Annotated in this window: 15 protein-coding genes; 8 read left to right on the top strand and 7 right to left on the bottom strand. The window is 52.0% G+C overall.

Features of this window, described 5'->3' with window-relative positions; translation table 11 throughout:
• Positions 1 to 41: 41 nt before the first annotated feature.
• Positions 42 to 581: a hypothetical protein gene (locus CRP01_RS26220; RefSeq protein ID WP_099153084.1), complete on the bottom strand. Its 540-nt coding sequence runs from the start codon at positions 579 to 581 to the stop codon at positions 42 to 44.
• A gap of 96 nt (positions 582 to 677) precedes the next feature.
• Here CRP01_RS26220 and CRP01_RS26225 point away from each other — a divergent pair, with 96 nt between their 5' ends.
• Positions 678 to 1,448: a type III pantothenate kinase gene (locus tag CRP01_RS26225; RefSeq protein ID WP_099153085.1), complete on the top strand. Its 771-nt coding sequence runs from the start codon at positions 678 to 680 to the stop codon at positions 1,446 to 1,448.
• A gap of 131 nt (positions 1,449 to 1,579) precedes the next feature.
• A complete protein-coding gene (locus tag CRP01_RS26230) occupies positions 1,580 to 3,118 on the top strand; it encodes a hydroxymethylglutaryl-CoA synthase family protein (protein WP_099153086.1) in 1,539 nt (512 codons plus the stop codon).
• Between the two features lie 109 nt (positions 3,119 to 3,227).
• Here CRP01_RS26230 and CRP01_RS26235 read toward each other — a convergent pair whose 3' ends face one another.
• Positions 3,228 to 3,755 carry a GNAT family N-acetyltransferase gene (locus tag CRP01_RS26235; RefSeq protein WP_099153087.1) on the bottom strand — a complete coding sequence of 176 codons (528 nt, stop codon included), beginning with the start codon at positions 3,753 to 3,755 and terminating at the stop codon, positions 3,228 to 3,230.
• Positions 3,756 to 4,102: 347 nt separating this feature from the next.
• Positions 4,103 to 4,558 carry a hypothetical protein gene (locus CRP01_RS26240; RefSeq protein ID WP_099153088.1) on the bottom strand — a complete coding sequence of 152 codons (456 nt, stop codon included), beginning with the start codon at positions 4,556 to 4,558 and terminating at the stop codon, positions 4,103 to 4,105.
• Positions 4,559 to 4,922: 364 nt separating this feature from the next.
• Between CRP01_RS26240 and CRP01_RS26245 the strand changes: the two genes are divergently transcribed.
• The 3 genes from CRP01_RS26245 (at position 4,923) to CRP01_RS26255 (ending at position 9,650) form a co-directional block, all read left to right on the top strand.
• Positions 4,923 to 6,725, top strand: a complete 1,803-nt coding sequence (locus CRP01_RS26245) for an FAD-dependent oxidoreductase (RefSeq protein WP_099153155.1) — start codon at positions 4,923 to 4,925, stop codon at positions 6,723 to 6,725.
• Positions 6,704 to 8,527: a 2-oxoacid:acceptor oxidoreductase subunit alpha gene (locus tag CRP01_RS26250; RefSeq protein WP_099153089.1), complete on the top strand. Its 1,824-nt coding sequence runs from the start codon at positions 6,704 to 6,706 to the stop codon at positions 8,525 to 8,527. Before CRP01_RS26245 ends, CRP01_RS26250 begins: the two co-directional genes overlap by 22 nt.
• 70 nt (positions 8,528 to 8,597) lie before the next feature.
• The gene (locus tag CRP01_RS26255; RefSeq protein ID WP_099153090.1) at positions 8,598 to 9,650 is read left to right on the top strand and encodes a 2-oxoacid:ferredoxin oxidoreductase subunit beta; all 1,053 of its coding nucleotides are present in this window, start codon (positions 8,598 to 8,600) and stop codon (positions 9,648 to 9,650) included.
• A 148-nt stretch (positions 9,651 to 9,798) separates the two neighbouring features.
• On the opposite strand, the gene CRP01_RS26260 is transcribed toward CRP01_RS26255, so the two are convergent.
• From CRP01_RS26260 to CRP01_RS26270, 3 genes are all read right to left on the bottom strand, one after another.
• Positions 9,799 to 11,886 (bottom strand): sigma-70 family RNA polymerase sigma factor, encoded by a 2,088-nt coding sequence (locus tag CRP01_RS26260; RefSeq protein ID WP_170110546.1) that lies wholly within the window; start codon positions 11,884 to 11,886, stop codon positions 9,799 to 9,801.
• A gap of 341 nt (positions 11,887 to 12,227) precedes the next feature.
• Positions 12,228 to 13,346, bottom strand: coding sequence for a glycoside hydrolase family 18 protein (locus CRP01_RS26265; protein WP_099153092.1), 1,119 nt, complete (start codon positions 13,344 to 13,346; stop codon positions 12,228 to 12,230).
• 537 nt (positions 13,347 to 13,883) lie between these two features.
• Complete coding sequence (locus tag CRP01_RS26270; protein WP_099153093.1) at positions 13,884 to 14,261, bottom strand: Fur family transcriptional regulator; 378 nt, start codon at positions 14,259 to 14,261, stop codon at positions 13,884 to 13,886.
• Positions 14,262 to 14,349: 88 nt separating this feature from the next.
• On the opposite strand from CRP01_RS26270, the gene CRP01_RS26275 reads away from it, so the two are divergent.
• Positions 14,350 to 15,258, top strand: coding sequence for an NAD(P)/FAD-dependent oxidoreductase (locus CRP01_RS26275; RefSeq protein ID WP_099153094.1), 909 nt, complete (start codon positions 14,350 to 14,352; stop codon positions 15,256 to 15,258).
• Positions 15,259 to 15,371: 113 nt separating this feature from the next.
• Here CRP01_RS26275 and CRP01_RS26280 read toward each other — a convergent pair whose 3' ends face one another.
• Positions 15,372 to 16,889: a tail fiber domain-containing protein gene (locus tag CRP01_RS26280; RefSeq protein WP_099153095.1), complete on the bottom strand. Its 1,518-nt coding sequence runs from the start codon at positions 16,887 to 16,889 to the stop codon at positions 15,372 to 15,374.
• A 590-nt stretch (positions 16,890 to 17,479) separates the two neighbouring features.
• Here CRP01_RS26280 and CRP01_RS26290 point away from each other — a divergent pair.
• On the top strand, positions 17,480 to 19,822 hold the full coding sequence (locus CRP01_RS26290) for an ABC transporter permease (protein ID WP_170110547.1): 2,343 nt from the start codon (positions 17,480 to 17,482) through the stop codon (positions 19,820 to 19,822).
• Positions 19,823 to 20,061: 239 nt separating this feature from the next.
• Positions 20,062 to 21,663, top strand: coding sequence for a hypothetical protein (locus CRP01_RS26295; RefSeq protein ID WP_099153098.1), 1,602 nt, complete (start codon positions 20,062 to 20,064; stop codon positions 21,661 to 21,663).
• Positions 21,664 to 21,669: the final 6 nt, after the last annotated feature.

Genomic DNA, 21,669 nt, shown 5'->3' on the forward strand with positions numbered 1-21,669 from the left:
GAGAAAGGGTTTAGCGGAAAGCGCGCAACCGATTATTTTTATTAAGATTCATCGGTTTGGGGTGCAAAATTCCGTTGAAATCCAATGCGTTGCGCCGGCTCATCATCGTCGTAATCCTCCCAGTGCGTGATCTCGGTAATGAACGTTTCCAGATGCCGGATAAAGAAGGGCGCCTGTAGTTCCGCCGGCCGGTAGATCGCGATCTGTTTGGGTTGCTTGGGCTCACTGTACCCCTCGATGAACGGATACTGGACCAGCACCACGATCTTTCCGTTGAACAACTGCTGGTACACCAGCGCGCCATTGTATTTCACCAGATCCCGCTGGAAATCGTCGTTCACCTGCTGGAACATACCGCTACGCGCCGATCCGAGGGTAAACACCACGGCCTCCAGGTTTTCCAGGTCGCCGCGCTCTTCCACCTGCCCTTCCAGTCCGGACGCTTCCGCCAACTGAGTCAACTGGTCCATGATCTCCTTTTTCAGGCTATCCTTCCAGGTTTGCCGGTAAATGTCCGTTTGTTGCAGCACTTCTTTGTAGCGCAAAACCTTGCGTTGCAGGTTAAAGATCTGAGTATCCATTTTTTAATTATTTTGGGCACGGAATATCGTCAGCGATAAAACTACAAAAATCGGGTTACTTACCACTAACGACACAATACTTACGATTATTTACTTATGCTACTAGCAATCGATATCGGCAATTCCAATGTAACGTTCGGCTTCTACCACGAAGAAAAGTGGAAACACGTCTGGCGGCTGCCCACCCGTACCGACCGGGAAGCGCCAATGTACTACCAGATGCAACTGGGACAGCGTTTGCTCGAAGCCAATATTACGCCTTTGAATGTGCGGAGACTGATCCTGAGCAGTGTAGTGCCGGACCTGATCCCGATTTTTGAACACCTCTCCCAGCATTTACTCCATAAAAAGGCCTTTACCCTTCGACCCGATATTTACCATTCCCTGCAGTTACAGATCGACCGGCCCAATGAGATCGGGACGGATCTGCTGGCCAATGCCGCCGCCGCCTATTATCTCTACGGCAAAGACAGCATCGTAGTGGACTTCGGTACGGCGCTTACCTTCACCACCGTCAACGGCCAGGGTCATATTCTCGGGGTCTCCATTGTACCGGGCTTAAAGACCGCTATCAGCGCCCTCTTCCAGAAAACGGCCCAATTGCCGGAAGTACCGCTGGAAATGCCGGAAAGTGCGGTGGGTAAAAACACCGTTCACGCCATACAAAGCGGTGTACTGATCGGCTACGTCGGTCTGGTTCGCCACATGCTCCGTTCCATCCGGTCCGAACTGGGCGAACACTACCAGGCCATCGCTACCGGTGGGCTTTCCTCTATTCTGCACCCTTTACGAAACGACTTTCTCATCATCAACCCCAACCTTACCCTCGACGGGCTGCGCCTGATCGGCGAGGCCATCGAGGATTGAACCTAATTATAAACTTGTTGTTTCGTATCCTATATTTGTAATTTTTCCAGATAGCAGGGAACGGAACTCAGATATAGAGGGCGTCCGGAACCAGGCATTTCTGCTCCCTGCGCCAAGCTAAAATAAATATCATGGTATCCAACCAAGCGCACCGCACGTCCATCGGCATCGATGATATGGCGGCCTACATTCCGCACTTATATTTCCCTATTTCCGACCTGGCCGAAGCCCGGGATCTGGAATACGCAAAACTGAATAAAGGGCTGGGGCTGGAAGCCATGTCTATCACCGACGCGCACGAGGACGCCGCCACCATGGCCGCCAATGCAGTGCTGGAACTGATCCTCAAGAACGATATTGATCCCCACCGGATCGGACGCATTTACCTGGGTACGGAAAGCGCACTCGATGGGGCAAAACCCACCGCTACTTACACCCTGGACATGCTCAATGATTATTTTGAACCCACTTACGGACCGGACTGCCTGCTCCACTGCGATGTGGTCGATCTCACTTTTGCCTGCGTGGGTGCCGTTGATGCCCTGCAAAACACCCTGGATTGGGTACGTGGCGGAAGCGACCGGATCGGGATCGTAGTGGCCTCCGACATTGCCCGCTACGAATTGGGTTCCGGAGGAGAATATACCCAGGGCGCCGGAGCTATCGCTCTGCTGGTCCGGGAAAATCCCCGTCTGCTGAGCATCGATCCCGACTGGGGCGTAGCCACCCGACCGGTGCATGACTTTTTCAAACCGCTGCGGCAGGTGAGCAAAGCGGATATTATTCGCGAGGTGCTCAATCTGTTCGACGATCAGCGGATGGACGTGGAAGCGCTGGTGGAACAATTGTCCGAATCCATTGAAGTAAAAGGTATCCTGGACGCGAATGAAGCCCAGCTGAACCTTCATAAAAGTACGCCGGTATTTGACGGCCCCTATTCCAACGATTGTTACCAGCAGCGGATCGGTGAAGCCCTCGGTCACTACCTGGCCCAGTCCGGTCAGTCGGCCGATCTGCCCATCATCGATAAGTGGGATCGCCTGGTCTTCCACCTGCCGTACGCCTACCAGGCCCGCCGGATGTTTTCCGAGATCTTTGTCGATACCCTGCGCAAGCGGGGCGAATGGACAGCCTGGGCGGCAAAAAATGAACTAAGTGATCCCCAACCCGAGCAGTTTGAATCGCCGGAAGCTTTTCAGAAGGCCAACGCTCAGTTGCTGAAAGTAGTAACCAAAACTGCCGATTACCGGGCATTTGTGCAGGAAAAGATCGAGGCGGGAGAGCGGGCTTCATCCCTGATGGGCAATCTCTACGCCGGGTCCTTGTTCCTTTCGCTGATGAGCACCCTGGCGGTCGCCCAGCGGGAACAGGATGATCTCGAAGACGGTCGCATCGGCTTTTTCGGCTACGGCAGCGGTTCTAAATCCAAGGTATTTGTGGGCAGCCTGCAGCCCGGCTGGCGGGAACTGGTCGAGCGCTTCCAGTTATTCGAACGGCTGGAGGAGCGGCAGGCGGTAGACTATGACACCTACGAACAACTGCACCGCGGTACCCGGACGGAAAGTGTAATGCCTCCGGAAGATACGTTCTACCTCAAACACATTGAGACAGCGCGCGGCGTGCGGGAAGGCGCACGTACTTACGGGCGTTTTGAGCGGGTGATGATCTGATCATCAGAGGTTACCAAACGCCAGATTGCCGACAAAGACTCGCTGCTTTCGCTTGGCAACTGATCCGGGCCTTCGGTCGAAATGATTTCGACCGAAGGCCCGTTGTTATTCAGGCCGGCAACAACCGGTCCCAATCGTCCCAGACGTACAGATAGACCGGTTCCTTACGGTCGTAGGGGACGTCGTAAAATAATTTTTTGACGTTCTTTCCCCCCATGCTATCGTAAAATTTGATCGCATTGTGGTTTCCCGCCAGCACCAGCAGATGGTATTTTGCCGCAGGTGTTTTTTCCCGTACCCAGGCCGCCGTCCGGTAGATCAGCTGACGGGCAATACCCCGGCGCTGCCAGTTGGGCAGCACGTGCAGATTATCCAGTAGTGCGCCCCACTCCGGGTCGTGGTTGAGATAGACGCAGGCAAAGCCGCAAATTTCCTCGCCGTCCATGGCCAGCAGTATATACTGTTCGGGATTGGGTTGCGCCATGCGCTTTTGCCATTCGGCCTGTCGTTCAGCACTGATATCTTCGTCCAGATAACGATCGCTCATCATACCCCGGTAGTGCTGTTGCCAGCTTTGGGTGTGCAGCCGGGCGATGGCCGTCGTATCATCGGGGGTAGCGGTTCGGTAGGTGATCATACTCAATTTTTAAAAGGGGAATGGGCGGCATCTCTCCGGCCGGTTCAAAATTAGTACTTCCCGACTAGCGGTAAAAGCCGGCGGCTCAATAAATCTTGCTGACGACTGGTCGCTTTTCCGTATTTCCCAGACTCTACAAAGTCCCCGTTCTAGCCCGACAATAAAAAAGGGCTAAACTACCTGCAGCAGTTTAGCCCCCGAATATTCATCCATTTTCATTAAGCAGCAGCCGGTTGCTACCGGCCCTAAAAGACTTTATAGTATTTTGATCCGGCAACCGCAGTCAGTGTTTATGATTGTTTATGGTCTGAATTGTGCTCCCACCGACTGCCGTTTACCGAATGGTTTTATCCTTTTTCACCTTTGCCATTCCGGGCGTCCGCTCTACGCTCGAAGATGGGATGTTTTTTGAAGGATTTGTCTTCTTTTTTCATTTGCCCTTTACCGGCTCTCATCGTATGTTTGAATTCTTCCTTATTGAGTCCCTTCGCGTGATTTTCTGCACGTTTTTGCCCCTGGTAGCCAGTTCTGTCGTTGGTCCCTTCTTCGCAACTGGTCTTATCCTTTTTCCCATTATTCCGGGCATTTTCTTTTCCGCCTTTACGGCCTTTATCTTTTTTCCAGTTTTCTCTTTCTTTCGTTTCCTGGTGATTGTAGGTGCCATCCTCCGATCTGTCGTCTTCTTTCTGAACTTCCGGTTCGGTCTTGTTGCCGTGTACGGGGCCGGGCGTTTGCGCCATCAGTCCGTTGAAAGTCAGTGTAGTAGCGAAAAACAGTAAAGTAGCAGTGATCTTGTTTTTCATGTTATCGAGGTTTTGATTCGCATTTATGACGGGGCGGATTGTGGGATGTAACTTTATTTTAGAAAATTTTAACAGATGAGAAAATGTGGAGATGGTGCCAGACCGTATTTGTGGGAAGTAGTGGCGGCCCGGAAGTCGCAGATTTTCCATGTGCTTTTGGGCCTTAAGGTAAAGTAAGTGTTGCCCTACTCCCCCTAACCGCAGTTCCTTTAGCTTTTGTGTAAAAAAATATCTGCAACAATAAATTTGCAATAAAATTTCACAAGGAGTTCAATTATTGATTTATTCTTTGTCCTTTTTCAATATGTGCATTATATTGCACGGATAAGAGCTCGAAATGAACAAATAAAAAACGAGGTAGATTGTGAAACCGACGAACATTCAAGACCCGGAATATTTCCATAAGGTCGTTGATTGCCAGTACGCTTGCCCGGCCCACACGCCGGTCCCGGAATACATCCGGTTGATTGCAGCGGAGCGTTACACCGCGGCCTATATGGTCAACTGGGAATCCAACGTTTTTCCGGGCATCCTGGGACGCACCTGTGACCGTCCCTGTGAACCGGCCTGCCGAAGAGGCCGTCTCGAAGACGAGGAAGAACCCGTAGCTATCTGTCGCCTGAAGCGCGTAGCTGCCGATCATAAAGGAGAAGTTAAACATCTGATGCCACAGGGCCCTTTTGCGTCCAACGGTAAAAAGATCGCTCTGATCGGCGGAGGCCCGGCTTCACTGACCGTAGCCCGTGACCTGGCTCCTCTCGGATACGAGATCCATCTCTACGACGAATGGAATAAAGGTGGCGGCATGATGCGCACGCAGATCCCCGCCTTCCGATTACCCGAAACCGTACTGGACGAGGAAGTTAACTACATCCTGGACATGGGTGTACACACGCACTTCAATCACTACGTTTCCAGTATGCGGGACATGCTCGATAAAGACTACGACGCGATCTTCGTAGGTACCGGCGCTCCGAAAGGACGCGACCTGAATCTGCCGGGCCGGGAAGAAGCGGACGCCAACATCCACATCGGTATCGAGTGGTTGGCCGGCGTGGCCTTTGAGCACATCAAAAGCGTAGGCAAAAAAGTGATCGTACTGGGCGGTGGTAATACCGCGATGGACTGCTGCCGTACTTCCCGCCGCCTGGGTGGCGAAGCGGTAAAAGTAGTGGTGCGGAGTCCGTTCAAAGATATGAAGGCCTCGCCCTGGGAGATCGATGATGCCCAGCACGAGGATATTCCCATCATGAACAATATGCCTCCCAAGGAATTTGTGGTGGAAAACGGCAAACTCAAAGGAGTGATCTTTGGGAATGTACGGGCCGAATACGACGAGAACGGACGCCGTAAGCTGATCCCGACCGGCGAGCCGGACGTGTTCATCGAAGCGGATGATGTGATCATCGCTATCGGTCAGGACAATGCCTTCCCCTGGATCGAACGCGACCTGGGACTGGAACTGGGCAAATGGGACCTGCCGGTAGTGAATAAGGTCACCTTCCAGTCAACCCTTCCCCATGTATTTTTCGGGGGTGATGCGGCATTTGGTCCGGAAAATGTGATCACGGCGGTAGCGCACGGTCACCAGGCAGCTATTTCCATCGACCTGTTCTGTCAGGGAGATGATGTGCTGACGGACCGGCCGGGACCAACCACCAACCTCATCAGTCAGAAAATGGGTATCCACGAATGGATCTATGATAGCGGCGTGACCAATGACGATCGCTACGCGGTACCCCACGAGGATAAAAGAAAAACCCTGGCCAACCGGAAGGTGGAGGTCGAACTCGGTTTCGACGAGCGCCTCGGCTTCAAAGAGGCCCAGCGCTGTCTGAACTGCGATGTGCAGACCGTATTCAACACCAGCCGCTGTATAGAATGTGACGCCTGTGTGGATATCTGTCCTACCAGTTGTATCACCTTTACTAAAAACGGAGAGGAGGAGGAACTGCGCGAACGGCTCAACGCCCCGGCGCAGAATACGGACCAGGAGCTTTATGTATCCGAAACGCTTCCCACTCTACGCGTCATGATCAAGGATGAGGATGTCTGTCTTCATTGCGGATTATGTGCCGAACGTTGTCCCACATCCGCCTGGGACATGCAGAAATATTTATACCAAGTTACAAAAGCAGGACAGACATGCAGCAACTTAGTGGAGTAAACGATATGGTGGTCCGTTTCGCCAATGTGAACGGAACGGGCTCGGCGAGTGCGAATAACCTTTTTGCCAAATCGATCGTCCGGATGGGTATTCCGGTTTCTCCCAAGAATATTTTCCCTTCGAACATTCAGGGATTGCCGACCTGGTACGAGGTACGGGTCAGTGAAAAGGATTATCTGGGACGTCGTGACGGCGTCGATATCATGGTCTGCGTCAATCCGCAGAGTATGATGAAGGACGTTCAGTCCGTCCGTCCGGGCGGTTATTTCATCTACGATAATACCAAGCGGTTGCACGAGGAGTTCATCCGGGATGATATCCACTATATCGGTATTCCGATGATGGAGCTTTCGATGAAAAATTACCGCGATCCGCGGCAACGGCAGCTGTTTAAAAATATCATCTACGTCGGCGCATTATCGCTTTTACTGGATATTGAGTTCAACGTACTGGAAGATATGATCAAGGATCAGTTCAAGAAAAAAGAGAAACTGATCCCACCCAACATCCAGGCATTGGAACTGGGGCGTACCTACGTGCGGGAAAATTACGAATTCCCACTGCAGTTGCGCCTGGAGCGCCGCGACCTGGTAGGTGACCGTATCGTGATCGACGGCAACACGGCCTGCGGGCTCGGCGCCATCTACGGCGGCGCCACGGTGGTAGCCTGGTATCCGATCACGCCGTCCACTTCGGTGGCCCAGGCCTTCGAACGTTACGCCAACCGCCTGCGGATAGATCCGGAAACCGGACAGAAAAAATTCGCGGTAATCCAGGCTGAAGACGAGCTGGCCGCTATGGGAATGGTGATCGGCGCCACCTGGAACGGTTCACGTGCCTTCACGGCTACCAGTGGTCCCGGAGTTTCCCTGATGAATGAATTTATCGGGCTGGCCTACTTTGCCGAGATCCCGGTGGTACTGATCAATGTACAGCGGGGCGGCCCGTCTACCGGTATGCCCACCCGTACCCAGCAATCGGACCTCGTGTCTACGGCCTACGCCTCCCACGGTGATACCAAACACGTACTGCTGTTGCCGGCCAATCCGAAGGAATGCTTCGAGATGACCGCCCAGGCTTTTGATCTGGCGGACCGGCTGCAAACGCCGATCATGCTGATGACCGATCTGGATCTCGGTATGAACGATCACCTCTCCCCTCCCCTCAAGTGGGACGACGAGCGGAAATACGATCGCGGCAAAGTACTCAACGCTGAGGATCTGGAACGCGTAAAGGAATTCGGCCGTTACCTCGATGTGGACGGAGACGGTATTCCCTACCGCACGCTTCCGGGCACGCACCCCAGCAAAGGGGCCTTTTTCACCCGCGGTACTTCCCGCGATGAATACGCCCGGTACACCGAAGACGGTGCGGCTTATGTACGCAACGTGGATCGCCTCGTTAAAAAATGGAACACGGCCAAAACCTACGTTCCCGCCGCTGAATTGTACCAGGATGGTAAAGAAAGTGATACGGGCATGATCTTCTTCGGCACCACCACTTACGCCGCACTGGAAGCCATGGATATACTGGAGGCCGACGGGTTGGTGATCGACTCCATGCGCCTGAAGGCATTCCCCTTCGGTGCGGAAGTGGAGCAGTTTGTGGAGGAACACGACCAGATCTTCATTATCGAACAAAACCGGGACGCTCAGATGCGGACCCTGCTGATCAACGAACTGGATGTAAATCCAGGAAAATTGATCTCCGTATTGAATTACGATGGCATGCCCATTACTGCGGATAACATCAAGGGGCAGATCATTAATGAATTAATGCCGGCAACGGTTAATCATAAATAATCCGTTCGAAGATCGGCGATCAGCGATAGTGCTGAGGGTTCCGGTCACGGCTCAAAACTGAAAAGAAATTATGACCTATATACGTCCATCCTTCCGACACCCGGGGCTGCCCAAGAACGATATTGGGTTTACCCGGGCTGATTATGAAGGTGCCATTTCCACGCTTTGCGCCGGATGTGGCCACGACTCCATCAGCGGTGCGATCGTGCAGGCCTGCTACGAAATGTCCTTGGAGCCGCACCGACTGGCTAAACTTTCGGGTATCGGTTGTTCTTCCAAAACGCCGACCTATTTTCTGAGTCACTCCCACGGCTTCAATTCCGTGCATGGCCGGATGCCATCCATTGCTACCGGAGCCTATATGGCCAACCGGGACCTGGTTTATCTGGGGGTTTCCGGTGACGGGGATACCGCCTCCATCGGTATGGGGCAGTTCGTCCACGCTATCCGCCGGAACCTGAATATGGTGTACATCGTGATGAATAACGGCTGTTACGGTCTGACCAAAGGGCAACACTCGGCTACCGCCGATGCCGGCTCAAAAAGCAAAGACGGCGCGATCAATCCGTTCCAGTCTATCGACCTGGTGGGGATGGCGCTCGAACTCGGCGCTACTTTTGTGGGCCGGAGTTTCTCCGGGGATAAAACCCAGCTGGTGCCCCTGATCCAGGCGGCAATGTCCCACCCGGGATTTGCTTTCCTCGACGTACTGTCTCCCTGCGTAACTTTCAATAATAAGCCCGAATCGACGAAATCCTACGATTACGTACGGGCCCACCTGGAAGCTACCGCTACCATTGACTTCGTACCCGAGAAAAAGGAGATCACGGTCGATTACGCCGAAGGCTCTTCCAAAAATGTGAAGTTGCACGACGGTTCCCGGATCCAGCTCCACAAGCTGGCGCCCAACTGGGATCCGACGGATCGCGGTTCGGCGGTCAACCGGCTCTACGAAGCCAAATCCAAAGGGGAGATCCTCACCGGCCTGTTGTACATCGACCAGGAGAGCCGGGACCTGCACGAATTGGAAAATACCGTGCACCGCCCGCTGAACAGTCTGCAGGAAACGGACCTGAATCCGGGAGCCGCAGCACTGGAAAATATCAATGAAAGTTTCCGATAATTAGGAAAGATATCGGTGATGCAAGTGGTGTAAACGCCGGTAGCCTTAGCTTCCGGTTCCAGCACCAAGTCGTTATAAAAAGCAAAAAATTGGCCGAAGTGTACCGCTTCGGCCAATTGTATTTTATCAGAGAGAGCAAGTCAAAAGGCTAACGTTTAGTCTTTGGAATACCCTGATCTTCCAGGATCTTCCGGACCTCTTCGGCCGTAGGTTCAATAGCCAGGATCTCACCTTCCCGGTCAATCAGGAAAATGCCGCCCCCCGAAAACGGGATTTTGTACTTCAACCAGATCTCGTTTTGATCATCCAGTTCCAGTAAATTCATCCAGGGGTACTGCTCTCTGGTGAGTGTTTTTTCCAGTCGTTCGGTATTTTTGAATTCCCGGGCCACGCCTACGACTGTGAAATCAGGCCCGTTGTAGTCTCTGTACACCGGTATCAGTTCCCGGCTTTTTTGCAGGCAGGGACGACACCAGGAGGCCCATAGATCAAGTACCAAGATCTTACCTTTTTTCAGATCCGATAACTGATGCTCTACACCCTGTAGGTCCGGCGCAATGAAATCCTCGTAAACTCCGCCTACTTTGATCGCCTTAAAACTGAAGATCATTTCCCGGATGATATTTGTGTACGGGTGCTCGGGATACAACTTCTTGAATTCCTCAAAGGCCACAGCCATTTCCCCGATATTACCATTATTTTCACCCGACCTTTTCAGGTCCTGGTACAGTAGATAATAGCTCATAATGCTGGGATTATTGCTGATATAATCGTACCGCCAGTCCAGCGCCTTTTGATCGATAATTTTCCGCTGGTCATCCAGTACTTTAGCTTTTGGACTCAGATGCAGGCCCTCGTCCCGCAGGGCAGTGATCTTTCGCCCAAGATCGGTTCGCTCCTTTTCGTCTTTCGGATCTCTCACCGCCTGGAGCAATACTTTCATGGAATCGCTTGAGTACTCATCATTTTGGAACAATTCCCTCATTTTAGCCTGGATGGGAGCATACTGGCCGTAGAACTTCGTTTCAAAAAGGGTCTGAAATTCCGTCCACAGCCGGTTCAATTCACCTCCCTCGATCTTATTTTCGTCCGCCCGCTGCGACTCCTGCAGCACGAAGTCGATCTCTCCGGGTTCGGCAAAGAATACGATCGGCCTCCACGCTCCAGCCATATCCAGTTCATGCGTGTAGATAAGTTGGAAGGCCTCCTCGTGATCGGTAACCAATTCGTACTCAAAAGCACCGTTAACGACTGGAATACGAACCTTTTCCCCTCGGGTATCCTGGGTGACTTTTAACAGGTACAGCCCCTCCGCATCCGGATCGAGAACCACGCCTTTGAGCAAGGCTTTTACTGGTTCGGAAGATGCCGGCAGGGGATTATCCACGGAGTTGGGGAATCCGTTGGCCAGAGCTAAGTTATCGGGTTGTGGAGATTCCACGGAAACGGAAGTATCTGTGCCTGTGGTAAGTGGTGCACCGGGCAGGAAATTGAATAAGACCATAACCAGGATTGCCAGGCCAATTGCACCCACTACCAATGGAGTGAAATTGATCCGGGAAAACCAGGCTTTGTTCGTCATGGCCCCGTCCGGCAGGGCATTGATCATTTTGGCAATCTCCTCTTGTTCTATTTTTGGTGGCAGCTTTTGCAGCGAATCATTTATTCTTTGACTTCGGAAACCCTCGTCGGAAATAGGATCACGCAGAAATAACAATAGTCCCAGCAGCGATTTGGACTCCGGTTTTTCCTCGATCATCTTCCGCAAACTGCTGCGACCGCGGCTGATCCTCGTTTTGACCGCTCCCACGGTGGAGCGCTGGATCTCCGCGATTTCTTTCATGCTGAAGCCGCTTATTTCGAAGAGCAAAATAGCATCTTTTTGTTCGTCCGGCAGTTTGGTCATCAGTTGGTATAACAGCTGGATATCGAGGATCACTTCCGGCGAAGTAGTTCCGGGTCGGCACCAACTGGGGTGAGCTTCCTGTAACCCTTCTCTTTGCTTGGATCGTCGCCAGGTACTGATCGCCCGGTTACGGGCAGCCCGGATCAAATAGTGCAACAGGCGGTCCTTTTTTCTGATATTTTCGAATTGCTCGTAGGCCGTCACTAATACATCCTGCACCAGATCCTCCAGTTCTATTTTGTTGTAAGCCAATGCAGAACAATACCGGATAAAGGGATCATGACAGGAGGCATAAGCCTCCATAAAAAGGGTCTGTTTTTGCTGATTCATGCCTTCCATCTTTTGAGAACGATTTTTAAAATAAGTCATATTCAGAAAAGATAGTCGCCGAAGTAGCAAAAAGGTTACAAGGAAAATGTGATTTTTTTAGCTGCTTAATAGTAGGCTGCCTCCAAAATGGCCGGGCAATAGCGGATTTTGGCAGGTAGTGAAGAATCGTAATTATTCCGTAATATGGGAAAGAAAAAGGGAGCTGTTCGCGCCGAAACCCGAGCTATTCCGAATGCTACGGATAACAATTATACCCGGAGCGTTCGGAATGGCTCAGCTTAAAGTTTACCGGGGGCGATACGGGACCCGGTATATGACATGAAGGTGCCTGATCTAATCCATCAGTTTTGGTCCATACCTTCCGAAATGGCGCGCAGCAGGCCGCCATCCGTCCGGTCGTCGGTCAGTTGCCAGAACATGATGCCGCCCAATTTTTTATCCATTGCGTATTTGGTCTTGAGTCGGATGGACACCTCATCGTCGAAGGTGGCAAATTCATTCAATTTTGCACTGTAGGCGTAAGGCGCCTTAGACACAGGGTCGCGATAGAAAACAAAACCCTGCTCGGCGGTCAGCGCCTGATCGAATCGATGGTGGGGAATAAAAGATTTGAAAGTGCCCGACTGGTACAATCCATTATTGACATTTTTCACGCCGCTCCAGCTACGCCCGTAAAAGGCCGCTCCGATGATGATCTTTTCGGAAGGCACGCCAAGATCGATCAGGTACTGTACCCCGTAATCGCCCGAACCCGTCTGATCCGGATTGGAATAAAGCGGCGTATGGTGCCCGGTGACCTTGCTGTATCCGCCAACCAGGTCGTAGCTCATGAGGTTGACGTAATCTACCAGCGGCATGACCTTATCCCACTCGATGGAGTGCTCGAAGTACTTCTCAAAACCGCCCGCCGCAAAACTTAGGATGGCCTTTTTTCCGAGTTTCCGCCGCAATTGCTCCACCAGCATAGTGAAATTTTGTTTGTCTTCGGCCATAAAAGGATGGCCTGGCACCCCTTCGATCCCGGGATATTCCCAGTCGAGATCGAGGCCGTCCGTGCGGTAGGTTTTCGTCAGCTTTTTCACGGAACGGGCAAAGACCTCCCGACCTTCGTCGGTGGCGAATACCGGTGAACAGGTTTTGCAGCCGCCCCAGCCGCCCAGGGAAAGCAATACTTTGAGGTGCTTGTACTGTTTCTTCAGCGCCACCAGATTGCGGATGGTGATGCTGTCTTTGGCGTTGTCAACCGCCAGTTCCTGCCCTTTGAGGTGACAAAAGCTATAGATAACGTGGGTGATCCGGTTCCATTCGTATTTGTCCAGATCCTGTCCGTTACCGGCATAGTAGGCAATGACCGCGAAATCCTCCGTTTTTTTGTCCGGCCCGTTTTTCAACAGAAAAAAACCCAGTAGGGCAAGCGGCAGGACACTAAACAGTCTGAATTGATAATTGGTGAAGAACATTGGGTGGTATTTGTTTGGTAGATGGGTGACGGTCCACTGGTGACGGTTGACGGTCGACGGTTGATGGTCGACGGTTGATGGTCGATGGTCGATGGTTGACGGTAGCAGGAATGGCTTGATATTTATCTATTCCTGGTCTATCCGGCCGTTGTTTCCCCGTTTACCGTAGACCGCATGGCTTCTACCAAATTAGTTACGAAAAAAATTAAGCCGGCTAATTACAAAAAAATGGTAAAATGGCCGGATGATCCACCAAATTTAGTGGTCGCCGATCAGGCATTCTCCTACTCTCCCCAGAGTCGTTAAGTTTCCAAATGATGACCTATAAAAAATGGCAAATCCAATGGCAATAGTAATTTCAATCATTCCAAATCAGGCGAAGAGGTCAAAGATGGACCCAAAGTTGCCTTTTCCCTGCCATTGTAATTGCAACTGATATTGCGCCTAAAAAAGACATATCACAATTTCTCGCCCGAGGACATTCTCCCCCTCACCCCCTCTCCCCATCACCCATTCACTCCCTCTCCGAGTCACCCACTACGCGCACTCCGGGCAATACCCCGTGATCAGGCAATTCACCGATTCCTGCCGGTAGCCGCCGGGTAGTTGCACCTTAACCTCTTCCTGCAAACACTCTACCTTCTGGCAATTGAGGCAGCGGAAATGAAAATGATCGTGGTGGTGATCGTCTTCCCGGCAATTCAGGCAGATCGCAAAGTAATATTTACCGTCATCCGCCAGGATCTTGTGGATGTATCCATCTTCGTAAAAACTATTCAGTACCCGGTAGACCGTTACCCGGTTCATCTTGCCCGCTACCTTTTGCTCGATATCTTCCTGACTCAGGGGCACCGACCGGGATGCCTGCAGGATATCCAGGATCGTTTGTTTGGCTGCAGTATTTCGTCTTTTCATTTTGTTAATGCAATTGAATTGCAATAATAAAAACAATTACTAACTTTGACAACTATTACCGGTTTGATCTTCCAGTAAAACATAGCAAATGAACGATAACAACCATTTCGACGTGATCATTATCGGAGGCAGCTACGCCGGCTTGTCAGCAGCCATGGCACTAGGGCGTTCGCTCCGTAAAGTACTGATCATTGACGGTGGCCGGCCCTGCAACCGGCAAACGCCCCACTCCCATAATTTTATCACCCAGGATGGGGAAAAGCCGGCCGTTATTGCGGAAAAAGCCCGCACCCAGGTACTCCAATACCGTACGGTTAGCTTCCTCAATGACTTCGCCATCAGCGGCAACGCCACCGATGAGGGTTTTGCGATCACCACGCGTACGAGCCAGACGTATAGCGCCAAAAAGCTGGTTTTTGCCACCGGGATCAAGGATCTGCTCCCGGATAATGAAGGATTTGCCGACTGCTGGGGGATCTCGGTGATCCACTGCCCCTACTGCCACGGCTACGAAGTGAAAGGGGAGATCACAGGTATACTGGACCACGGAGACACCGCCATGCACCTCGCCAGCCTGGTAAACAATCTGACGGATGATCTGACCATTTTCACCAACGGTCAGTCGGATTTTACCGCCGAACAGACCGCTCAACTAACGGCAAACCAGATCAAGGTAGAAAATAGGCTGATCGAAAGGCTGGAACACCAAAACGGGCAACTGGAGCGTATCCACTTTACCGACGGCCCTCCGGTAGCCATAAAAGCGCTTTACGCCCGGGTGCCATTTGTCCAGCATTCCGATATCCCCGAAAGTCTGGGGTGCCAATTGACGGAGCAGGGATTTATTGAAGTAAACGCCATGCAGCAAACCAGTGTACCGGGCGTATTTGCCTGTGGGGACAATACCACGCCCATGCGGTCCGTAGCGAGTGCCGTAGCCGGCGGGAATTTTGCCGGGGCGGTGGTCAATAAGGAACTATGTAGTGAACAGTTTTGAAAATAAGAAGAGATGGCCGGTGAAGAACCGGAACATTGAATTCCTTTTAATCTACAATTACGATCAGGGGCCGGCGGTGAATCAGCCCCTGATCGTATCCATCCTCACTAAGTCTAGCGGGGAGTCAGCACCATTTTCCGTGTAGACTGTACCTTGCCATCCAGTACCAGACTATAAAAATAGGTGCCGGCACTCAGGCTTTGAGCCTGTAGTTGGGTGCGACCTTCACCCCGTTGATCGATTACCACGGTTTTCAGCAGTCGACCCCCGGCGTCGGTGATCCGCAATTCTGCCTTACGAACGGACGTAGGAACCGTATATACGATACTGGTCGTTTCCGTAAAGGGGTTCGGCTGGTTTTGCAGCAGGGAGGCGTCACCTACCGGCACAACTGTAGAGCCGTCCTCCGTTGCGGCCAGTTTGGCCACGATCGCTTCCAGTTTGGCCAGCCGATCTTCCAGGCCGGCAATGTGGCGGTCGCGGTTAGCTACCTGGCTTTCCAGGTCCAGTATCTTTTGTTGCTGTTCCTGGGTAGCCCGGGTGAGTACCGGGATCAAGCCGGAGTAGTTGACCCCCTTATAATCCACGGAAGGATAATAGGCGGTTGGTCTTCCCTCCTCATCCCTGGTTTTAGCCATTTCCGGGTGCCGGTTGTCCTTGACCAGTTCCGGAAATACCCGGGCCATTTCCTGGGCGATGAATCCCATCTGAGGCCCTTGGGCCAGGCGCATCTGCGGATAGTCCCGGGTACGAAATTCATAGCTTACCGGGTGTAAGGCCATAAGCCGGTCTACGGCCTGATCCAGGCTGCGGACATTGGTTTTCAATTTTTCATCGGAAGGATTATCAAAAGTGCCCGTTACAATTGCATCGCCGATAAAATAGCCGGCGTAATGCGCTCCGGCTCCCGCGGCCTCGTCTATCCCGATGACACCGACGGTCAGATTCGAGGCATTTTGACTAGCTACTCTGCCGTAGACGGCAAAGTGTTGCCCGTCCGCTGCATCCGCACCCGTATCCACAAGACTGGAGACACCGAGCCTGGTCCCGGATCCCGCACCCCGTACGCTACTATATATTCCGGTTTGTTCCGGTCCGGCCGTATTCTCATTGTCCGCTCGAATACTGTAAGCGGCGTTGCCATCCGTAATGACTCTTAATTTCTCTGCATTCGGCTGGATCGTGCCAATGCCGACATTTCCGACAGTACTAATAAAAAAACGATTGCTGGCGGCCGTCTCGTCCCGGATCATGAAATTACCGGCTCCTTCGGAATTACTCGCGCCGAGGGAATAGATCCCGAAAGTATGTCCGCCGGCACTGGTATTGGCCAGTCCCAATACGGTTTGGGTCTCGCCCTCTACGTGCAATTTGAAATTCGGACTAATGGTACCGATGCCCAACCAGCCGGCCGGAGTCAGGCGCATCTGTTCCCCGGCGGCTAGTTCTGCGGAGAACCGCAAATCGTTTACCCCGACAAGCATATCCAGGCCGGAGATGCTTGCTTCGGGATCACCCAGGACTAAGTTTCCCCGGATTGATGCGGGACCTTCAACGTCTAATTTTAATTGTGCGTGCAGCGTCCAGGTCGTTAGCAGAGCCAACAAAAAAACAGTAAGGATCTTTAGCATTTATCTTGGTATTGAGTTAGAAAATACGACGTCGTTGCCAGGAGAATGCAATTGGTAAGAAGAGGACTGATACTGAGCTTTCGCTGCAGTGGAAATTAGCCAGTTTAAATACTGATCACGGAAACATTAGGCAATCATCCTAACCATGATCGAAACACCGCTAAAATAGAAATGAAATAAAGTAGGGAACTGTCTAAAGGTATACTGCAATGTAAGAAAAAATAGTTGAAACTTTATATTACCTACTGTCTCTACGCCCCTTTTCTTCAGCTTGACTAAAGGAGGTACAGCGTTAAACTTTGTAATTACTATTGGCAGGTACCTTCCATTTCGGAGTGCCCCTTGAACGACCTCTGTTGACAGCATACTTCAGGCGCGTAGAGCCTATCCAGAAACCGTTTTTGCTGTCGAAAATGACCAGATTTGGGTTCTCACGAAGTCATTTTCGAGTTTCGTAGCAGCGCTACGGAAGGAGGAAAGGACGAAATGAGGTTCCATAGATGGTTATTTTAAGACCAAAGTATGGTTTTTGGATAGGCTCTTGGCCAACCAATCTACTCCGCCGGCTCCTCTTTACCCAAAACACCTGCATGATAAAGCTACTGCACCACAGCCTGAGAACCCTTTTCAAATATCGCCTGTACACCCTGGTTTCCTGGATCGGTCTGGGCGTTTCGCTGGCCTCCATCTGGTTTATCGCCGACTATATCCAGCAATCCAGACAATACGATGCCTTCCACGAAAAAAATCAGAATATTTACCGCCTGACGATGGATGTCACCGCCGGTGGCCAAACGGATCAATACGCGACCACCGGTCTGCCGCCCGGTGATCTGCTGCAGCAAAACTTTCCGGACGTAACAGCCTACGCCCGTCTGGGTTTCCACGCGGCCGATGTACGGGTCGGACAGAAAGTGTTCCGGGAATCCGGATTTTACCAGGCCAATCCCCAAACGCTGGAGGTGTTTTCTTTTGATCTGCTAGCCGGTAAGCGGGAGCAGGCAACTACCCAACCGAACATTATACTATTGACCAGATCCCTGGCGGAAAAGTATTTCAACAGCATAGATATTATCGGAGAACAAATTATGGTAGGCGAGGAAAACTTTACCGTTAGCGGTGTTTTTCAGGACTGGCCCCCAAATGCACATCTACAGATCAACGCGCTGATAATGGCGACAGCCCAGACCGCATACGATCCCCAGGAATGGTTCAATCTGGAAAATTATACCTACGTATTACTCGCCCCCACCGCTAATGCCGAAAAACTAAATGAGCACTTACAGGCGTTTACCGACCGGGAGCTGACCCCTCTGCTGGAGGATTCCGGTCTGGCCGTCCGTTTCCACGCCCAGCCATTGCGGGAGATCTATTTCTCTCCGGGCCTGGTGGACGATGTGCCCAAAGGCAACCGGATGTATCTCGTGGCTCTGGCCATCGCCGGACTGTTGGTATTGGGGATTGCCGGACTCAATTTTATCAATCTCACCCTGACCCGCTCTGTCCAACGCACCAAAGAGATCCGGCTCAAAAAGATCCTGGGTATTTCGCGCCGCCGGTTACTACTGCAAAGCAGTACCGAATCTGGCGTTATGACCGTGCTGATCCTCCTGCTGTCCACCCTGCTGATCTTCGGTTTTGCCAGAACCTATTCCGCTTATACCGGCTTCGATGCCCTGGCACTGGACGGCAAATGGCTCCTGATCGGACTGCTGCCGCTGCTGGTGTTGGTACTGGGCCTGTTGGGTACGAGTTATTCCGGCATTTACCTGTCCTTTTCTTCCCGTACGGTTCACGAAGCGGGCACGGCCCAGACCTGGCTAAAAAATACCCTGCTTGGTCTGGAATACGTCCTGACCGGCGTCATCCTGATCGTCACCCTGGCCATTGGTCAGCAACTCGATTTCATCCGGCAGAAGGATCTGGGTTTTTCCCAGGACCAGATCCAGATCGTAGCGCTTCCGGATACGGAGCATACGCCGGGGAAAGTCCATGAATTAAAAGCCCGGATCCAGCAATTGGCCGGCGTCAAAAATGCCTCTCTGGTATCCGGCGGCGCTTTGCCCGGAGAGGAAAACGGCAAGGAAGTATTCCAGGTGATCATCGATGGAAAAAAAACGGAAAAGGTATATAATATCTATCGGATCGATGAAGACTACTTCGACTTATTGGAAATCCCCCTGGCCCGCGGCCGGAACTTCGATCCGGAACAGTTGAATGATCGCAGTGGAAGCGTCATTATTAACCAGGCCCTGGTCAGAGCTCTGGGTTGGGAAGAGCCGATCGGCCGACGGATCTGGTACGGCGAGGATACACCGCTGGAGGTAGTGGGCGTCATCGAAAATTTCCATAACAAATCCCTACATCACCTTATCGAACCGATCGTGTTTCTGTACAATACCAACTATGCCGGCAAACTGTTGGTCAAGGCTCCTCCCGGTGCGGGCGGGATGATCCGGAGCGAATGGGAGACATTGTTCCCGGAAATTGCTTTTTCGCTTACCTACTTCGATCAGTTCCTTGCGGCTATGTACTCGCGGGAGGATCAACTGGCGCAGCTATTTCGCTTTTTCGCGCTGATCGCATTACTACTTTGTTGCACCGGCCTTTTTGCGCTTTTCTCGCTGCATGTACACCAAAGGACCCGGGAAATGAGCATCCGCAAAGTGCTGGGAGCCGGTCCCGTCCATCTGCTCCGTTCCGTGACCCGGCGCTACAGCCGAATCACGCTGATCTCCGTTGCGGTCGCCATGCCGATTGCGTGGTGGCTGATCAAGCGCTGGCTACAGGCATTCAGTTACCGTATCGAGCCGGGGCCTGACCTTTTTTTAGTGTCCGGGGCGCTTATGCTTCTGGTAAGTACGCTCGTGATCACCTACCATCTGATCCGGGTCCTGCGGGTCAATCCGGTGGATGCGCTAAAAACGGAGTAGGATGTAAAATATCAAGCTTAGGGGCAATGACGCTTCACAATTTACGACGCTATATTGCAGTTAGAAACTAAACGGTATCACTGTGAAAAATCACGGCACCAATGCGACCTACAGTAGTCGGTTTTCCGCGTGAAGGTTAAGGCGCCGTTAAGGAGGTCCCTTGCCGGGTAACTACCGGCCGCCGGTGCAAATCCATCTACCGTAAACTTTCCCTTGTCACCACCTGAAATCTACTGCATATGACTAAACCAATTTTGCTCCTGCTGAGCTGCATCAGTTTAACGATCACTACCGCCGCCCAGGATGTCCAAAAAGATTTTCGGACCTCCTCTATTTCTATTTTCAAGAACAGTACTGCATTTTTCATCAAATCCGGCACCGTTACCGCGGATGCAGGCACCTACCGGATCACCGATAACCTACCGCCGGCCCTGTTCGGGACTTATTGGATGAACTCTCCTCAGGGCCAGTTGGAGGCTCTGAGCAGTTTTGTGGATACGCTGGAAACGGCCCGTTCACTGCCCGCCCAAACTATTCCGGAAATGTTGTACGCCAACCTCGGCAAACGGGTTATTCTGCACGTTGGCAAAGACGAAATGATCGAGGGTACCGTGGAAGCACTCGAAGAGGAGACTCCCGCCACGGGCCAGATCGTTACCTTCCGGATGGACGGTCGCTGGCGGACTTTCCTGCTCAGTGAAATTCGCCGCATCGAATTTTTCGAAAAACCGGTGCAGGCCTACGAGCACAAAAAAACGGAGGTAAAACCCGTTCTGGAGGTAGCCTTCACTTCAGAAAAAAAGGAACAGGCACTCGACCTGATGTACCTCTCCAACGGCTTGAACTGGACGCCGCTGTACCTCATGGAGCTTACCGGAGAAAAGCGGGCCCGCCTGACCCTCCGCGCCGAAGTGGTCAATGAGATCGAAGATATTAAAGATACCGACGTCAATTTTGTGGTGGGGGTGCCCAACTTCAGCTATGCCGACCGCCTGTCTCCGCTTATCGATTTCTCCAGTATTCAACCCCGCTCTATGGCGAGGGGAGGCGTCAGTAATTTTGACGCTTTTTCCAATACTCTGCAAACCCAGACCTACGGTTATGCCATTGAGGAGGATGTGGTGGGCAATGCCCCCGGCACGACCAGCGGACTCGACGGCTCGGCCGAAGAAGACCTTTACTTCTACACCCTGGAAGATATGAGCATCAAAAAGGGCGGCCGCGGCCACTATCCGGTTTTCACGGCCGATATTGATATTGCGCACATTTACGAGTGTAACCTTCCCCAAAACAACGCCCAAAAGTACGCCTACCGGGACGAATACCTGTTCTCCCCTAATCCCAACAAGGTCTTTCATTCCATCAAGGTGGTTAATGATACCGAATACCCTTTCACCACGGGTGCGGCCCTGGTGGTGAAGAACGGAGAGGAAACCCGGCCCATCAGTCAGGACCGTCTGAATTATACCCCGATCAAGGGTAATTCTTTTGTCAAGTTGACCGAAGCACCGGACGTGCACATCAAGCAGGCGGAAAAGGCCGTGAAGCGCCAGGAAAATGCCCGGAAGACCAATCGCGACGGAGACACTTATTATTACGACCTGCTGACCATTGCCGGTCAGATAGAGGTAAAGAATTACAAAAGTCAGGATATTGATCTGAATATTCGCCGACCTATTCTCGGGGAACTCCAGGAGAGCAGTATCAAATGGCTAAAAGCCGAACGGATCAATACCGCCGGAGATCTCAATAAACTAACCGACGTCTGCTGGGAAACCAGTGTGGATGCCGGTGACGAACTGACCATCACCTATACCTATGAGATTTATGTACCTCATTAAATAACG

Source organism: Flavilitoribacter nigricans DSM 23189 = NBRC 102662 (assembly GCF_002646595.1).
GTDB classification, from domain to species: Bacteria; Bacteroidota; Bacteroidia; order Chitinophagales; family Saprospiraceae; genus Flavilitoribacter; species Flavilitoribacter nigricans.

Bases quoted from the DNA above. Each gene is read 5' to 3' on its own strand.
- CRP01_RS26290 (WP_170110547.1), top strand. From the start codon at position 17,480: ATGATAAAGCTACTGCACCACAGCCTGAGAACCCTTTTCAAATATCGC.
- CRP01_RS26280 (WP_099153095.1), bottom strand. From the start codon at position 16,889: ATGCTAAAGATCCTTACTGTTTTTTTGTTGGCTCTGCTAACGACCTGG.
- CRP01_RS26260 (WP_170110546.1), bottom strand. From the start codon at position 11,886: ATGAATCAGCAAAAACAGACCCTTTTTATGGAGGCTTATGCCTCCTGT.
- CRP01_RS26250 (WP_099153089.1), top strand. From the start codon at position 6,704: ATGCAGCAACTTAGTGGAGTAAACGATATGGTGGTCCGTTTCGCCAAT.
- CRP01_RS26240 (WP_099153088.1), bottom strand. From the start codon at position 4,558: ATGAAAAACAAGATCACTGCTACTTTACTGTTTTTCGCTACTACACTG.
- CRP01_RS26225 (WP_099153085.1), top strand. From the start codon at position 678: ATGCTACTAGCAATCGATATCGGCAATTCCAATGTAACGTTCGGCTTC.
- CRP01_RS26230 (WP_099153086.1), top strand. From the start codon at position 1,580: ATGGTATCCAACCAAGCGCACCGCACGTCCATCGGCATCGATGATATG.
- CRP01_RS26235 (WP_099153087.1), bottom strand. From the start codon at position 3,755: ATGATCACCTACCGAACCGCTACCCCCGATGATACGACGGCCATCGCC.
- CRP01_RS26265 (WP_099153092.1), bottom strand. From the start codon at position 13,346: ATGTTCTTCACCAATTATCAATTCAGACTGTTTAGTGTCCTGCCGCTT.
- CRP01_RS26255 (WP_099153090.1), top strand. From the start codon at position 8,598: ATGACCTATATACGTCCATCCTTCCGACACCCGGGGCTGCCCAAGAAC.
- CRP01_RS26295 (WP_099153098.1), top strand. From the start codon at position 20,062: ATGACTAAACCAATTTTGCTCCTGCTGAGCTGCATCAGTTTAACGATC.
- CRP01_RS26220 (WP_099153084.1), bottom strand. From the start codon at position 581: ATGGATACTCAGATCTTTAACCTGCAACGCAAGGTTTTGCGCTACAAA.
- CRP01_RS26275 (WP_099153094.1), top strand. From the start codon at position 14,350: ATGAACGATAACAACCATTTCGACGTGATCATTATCGGAGGCAGCTAC.
- CRP01_RS26270 (WP_099153093.1), bottom strand. From the start codon at position 14,261: ATGAAAAGACGAAATACTGCAGCCAAACAAACGATCCTGGATATCCTG.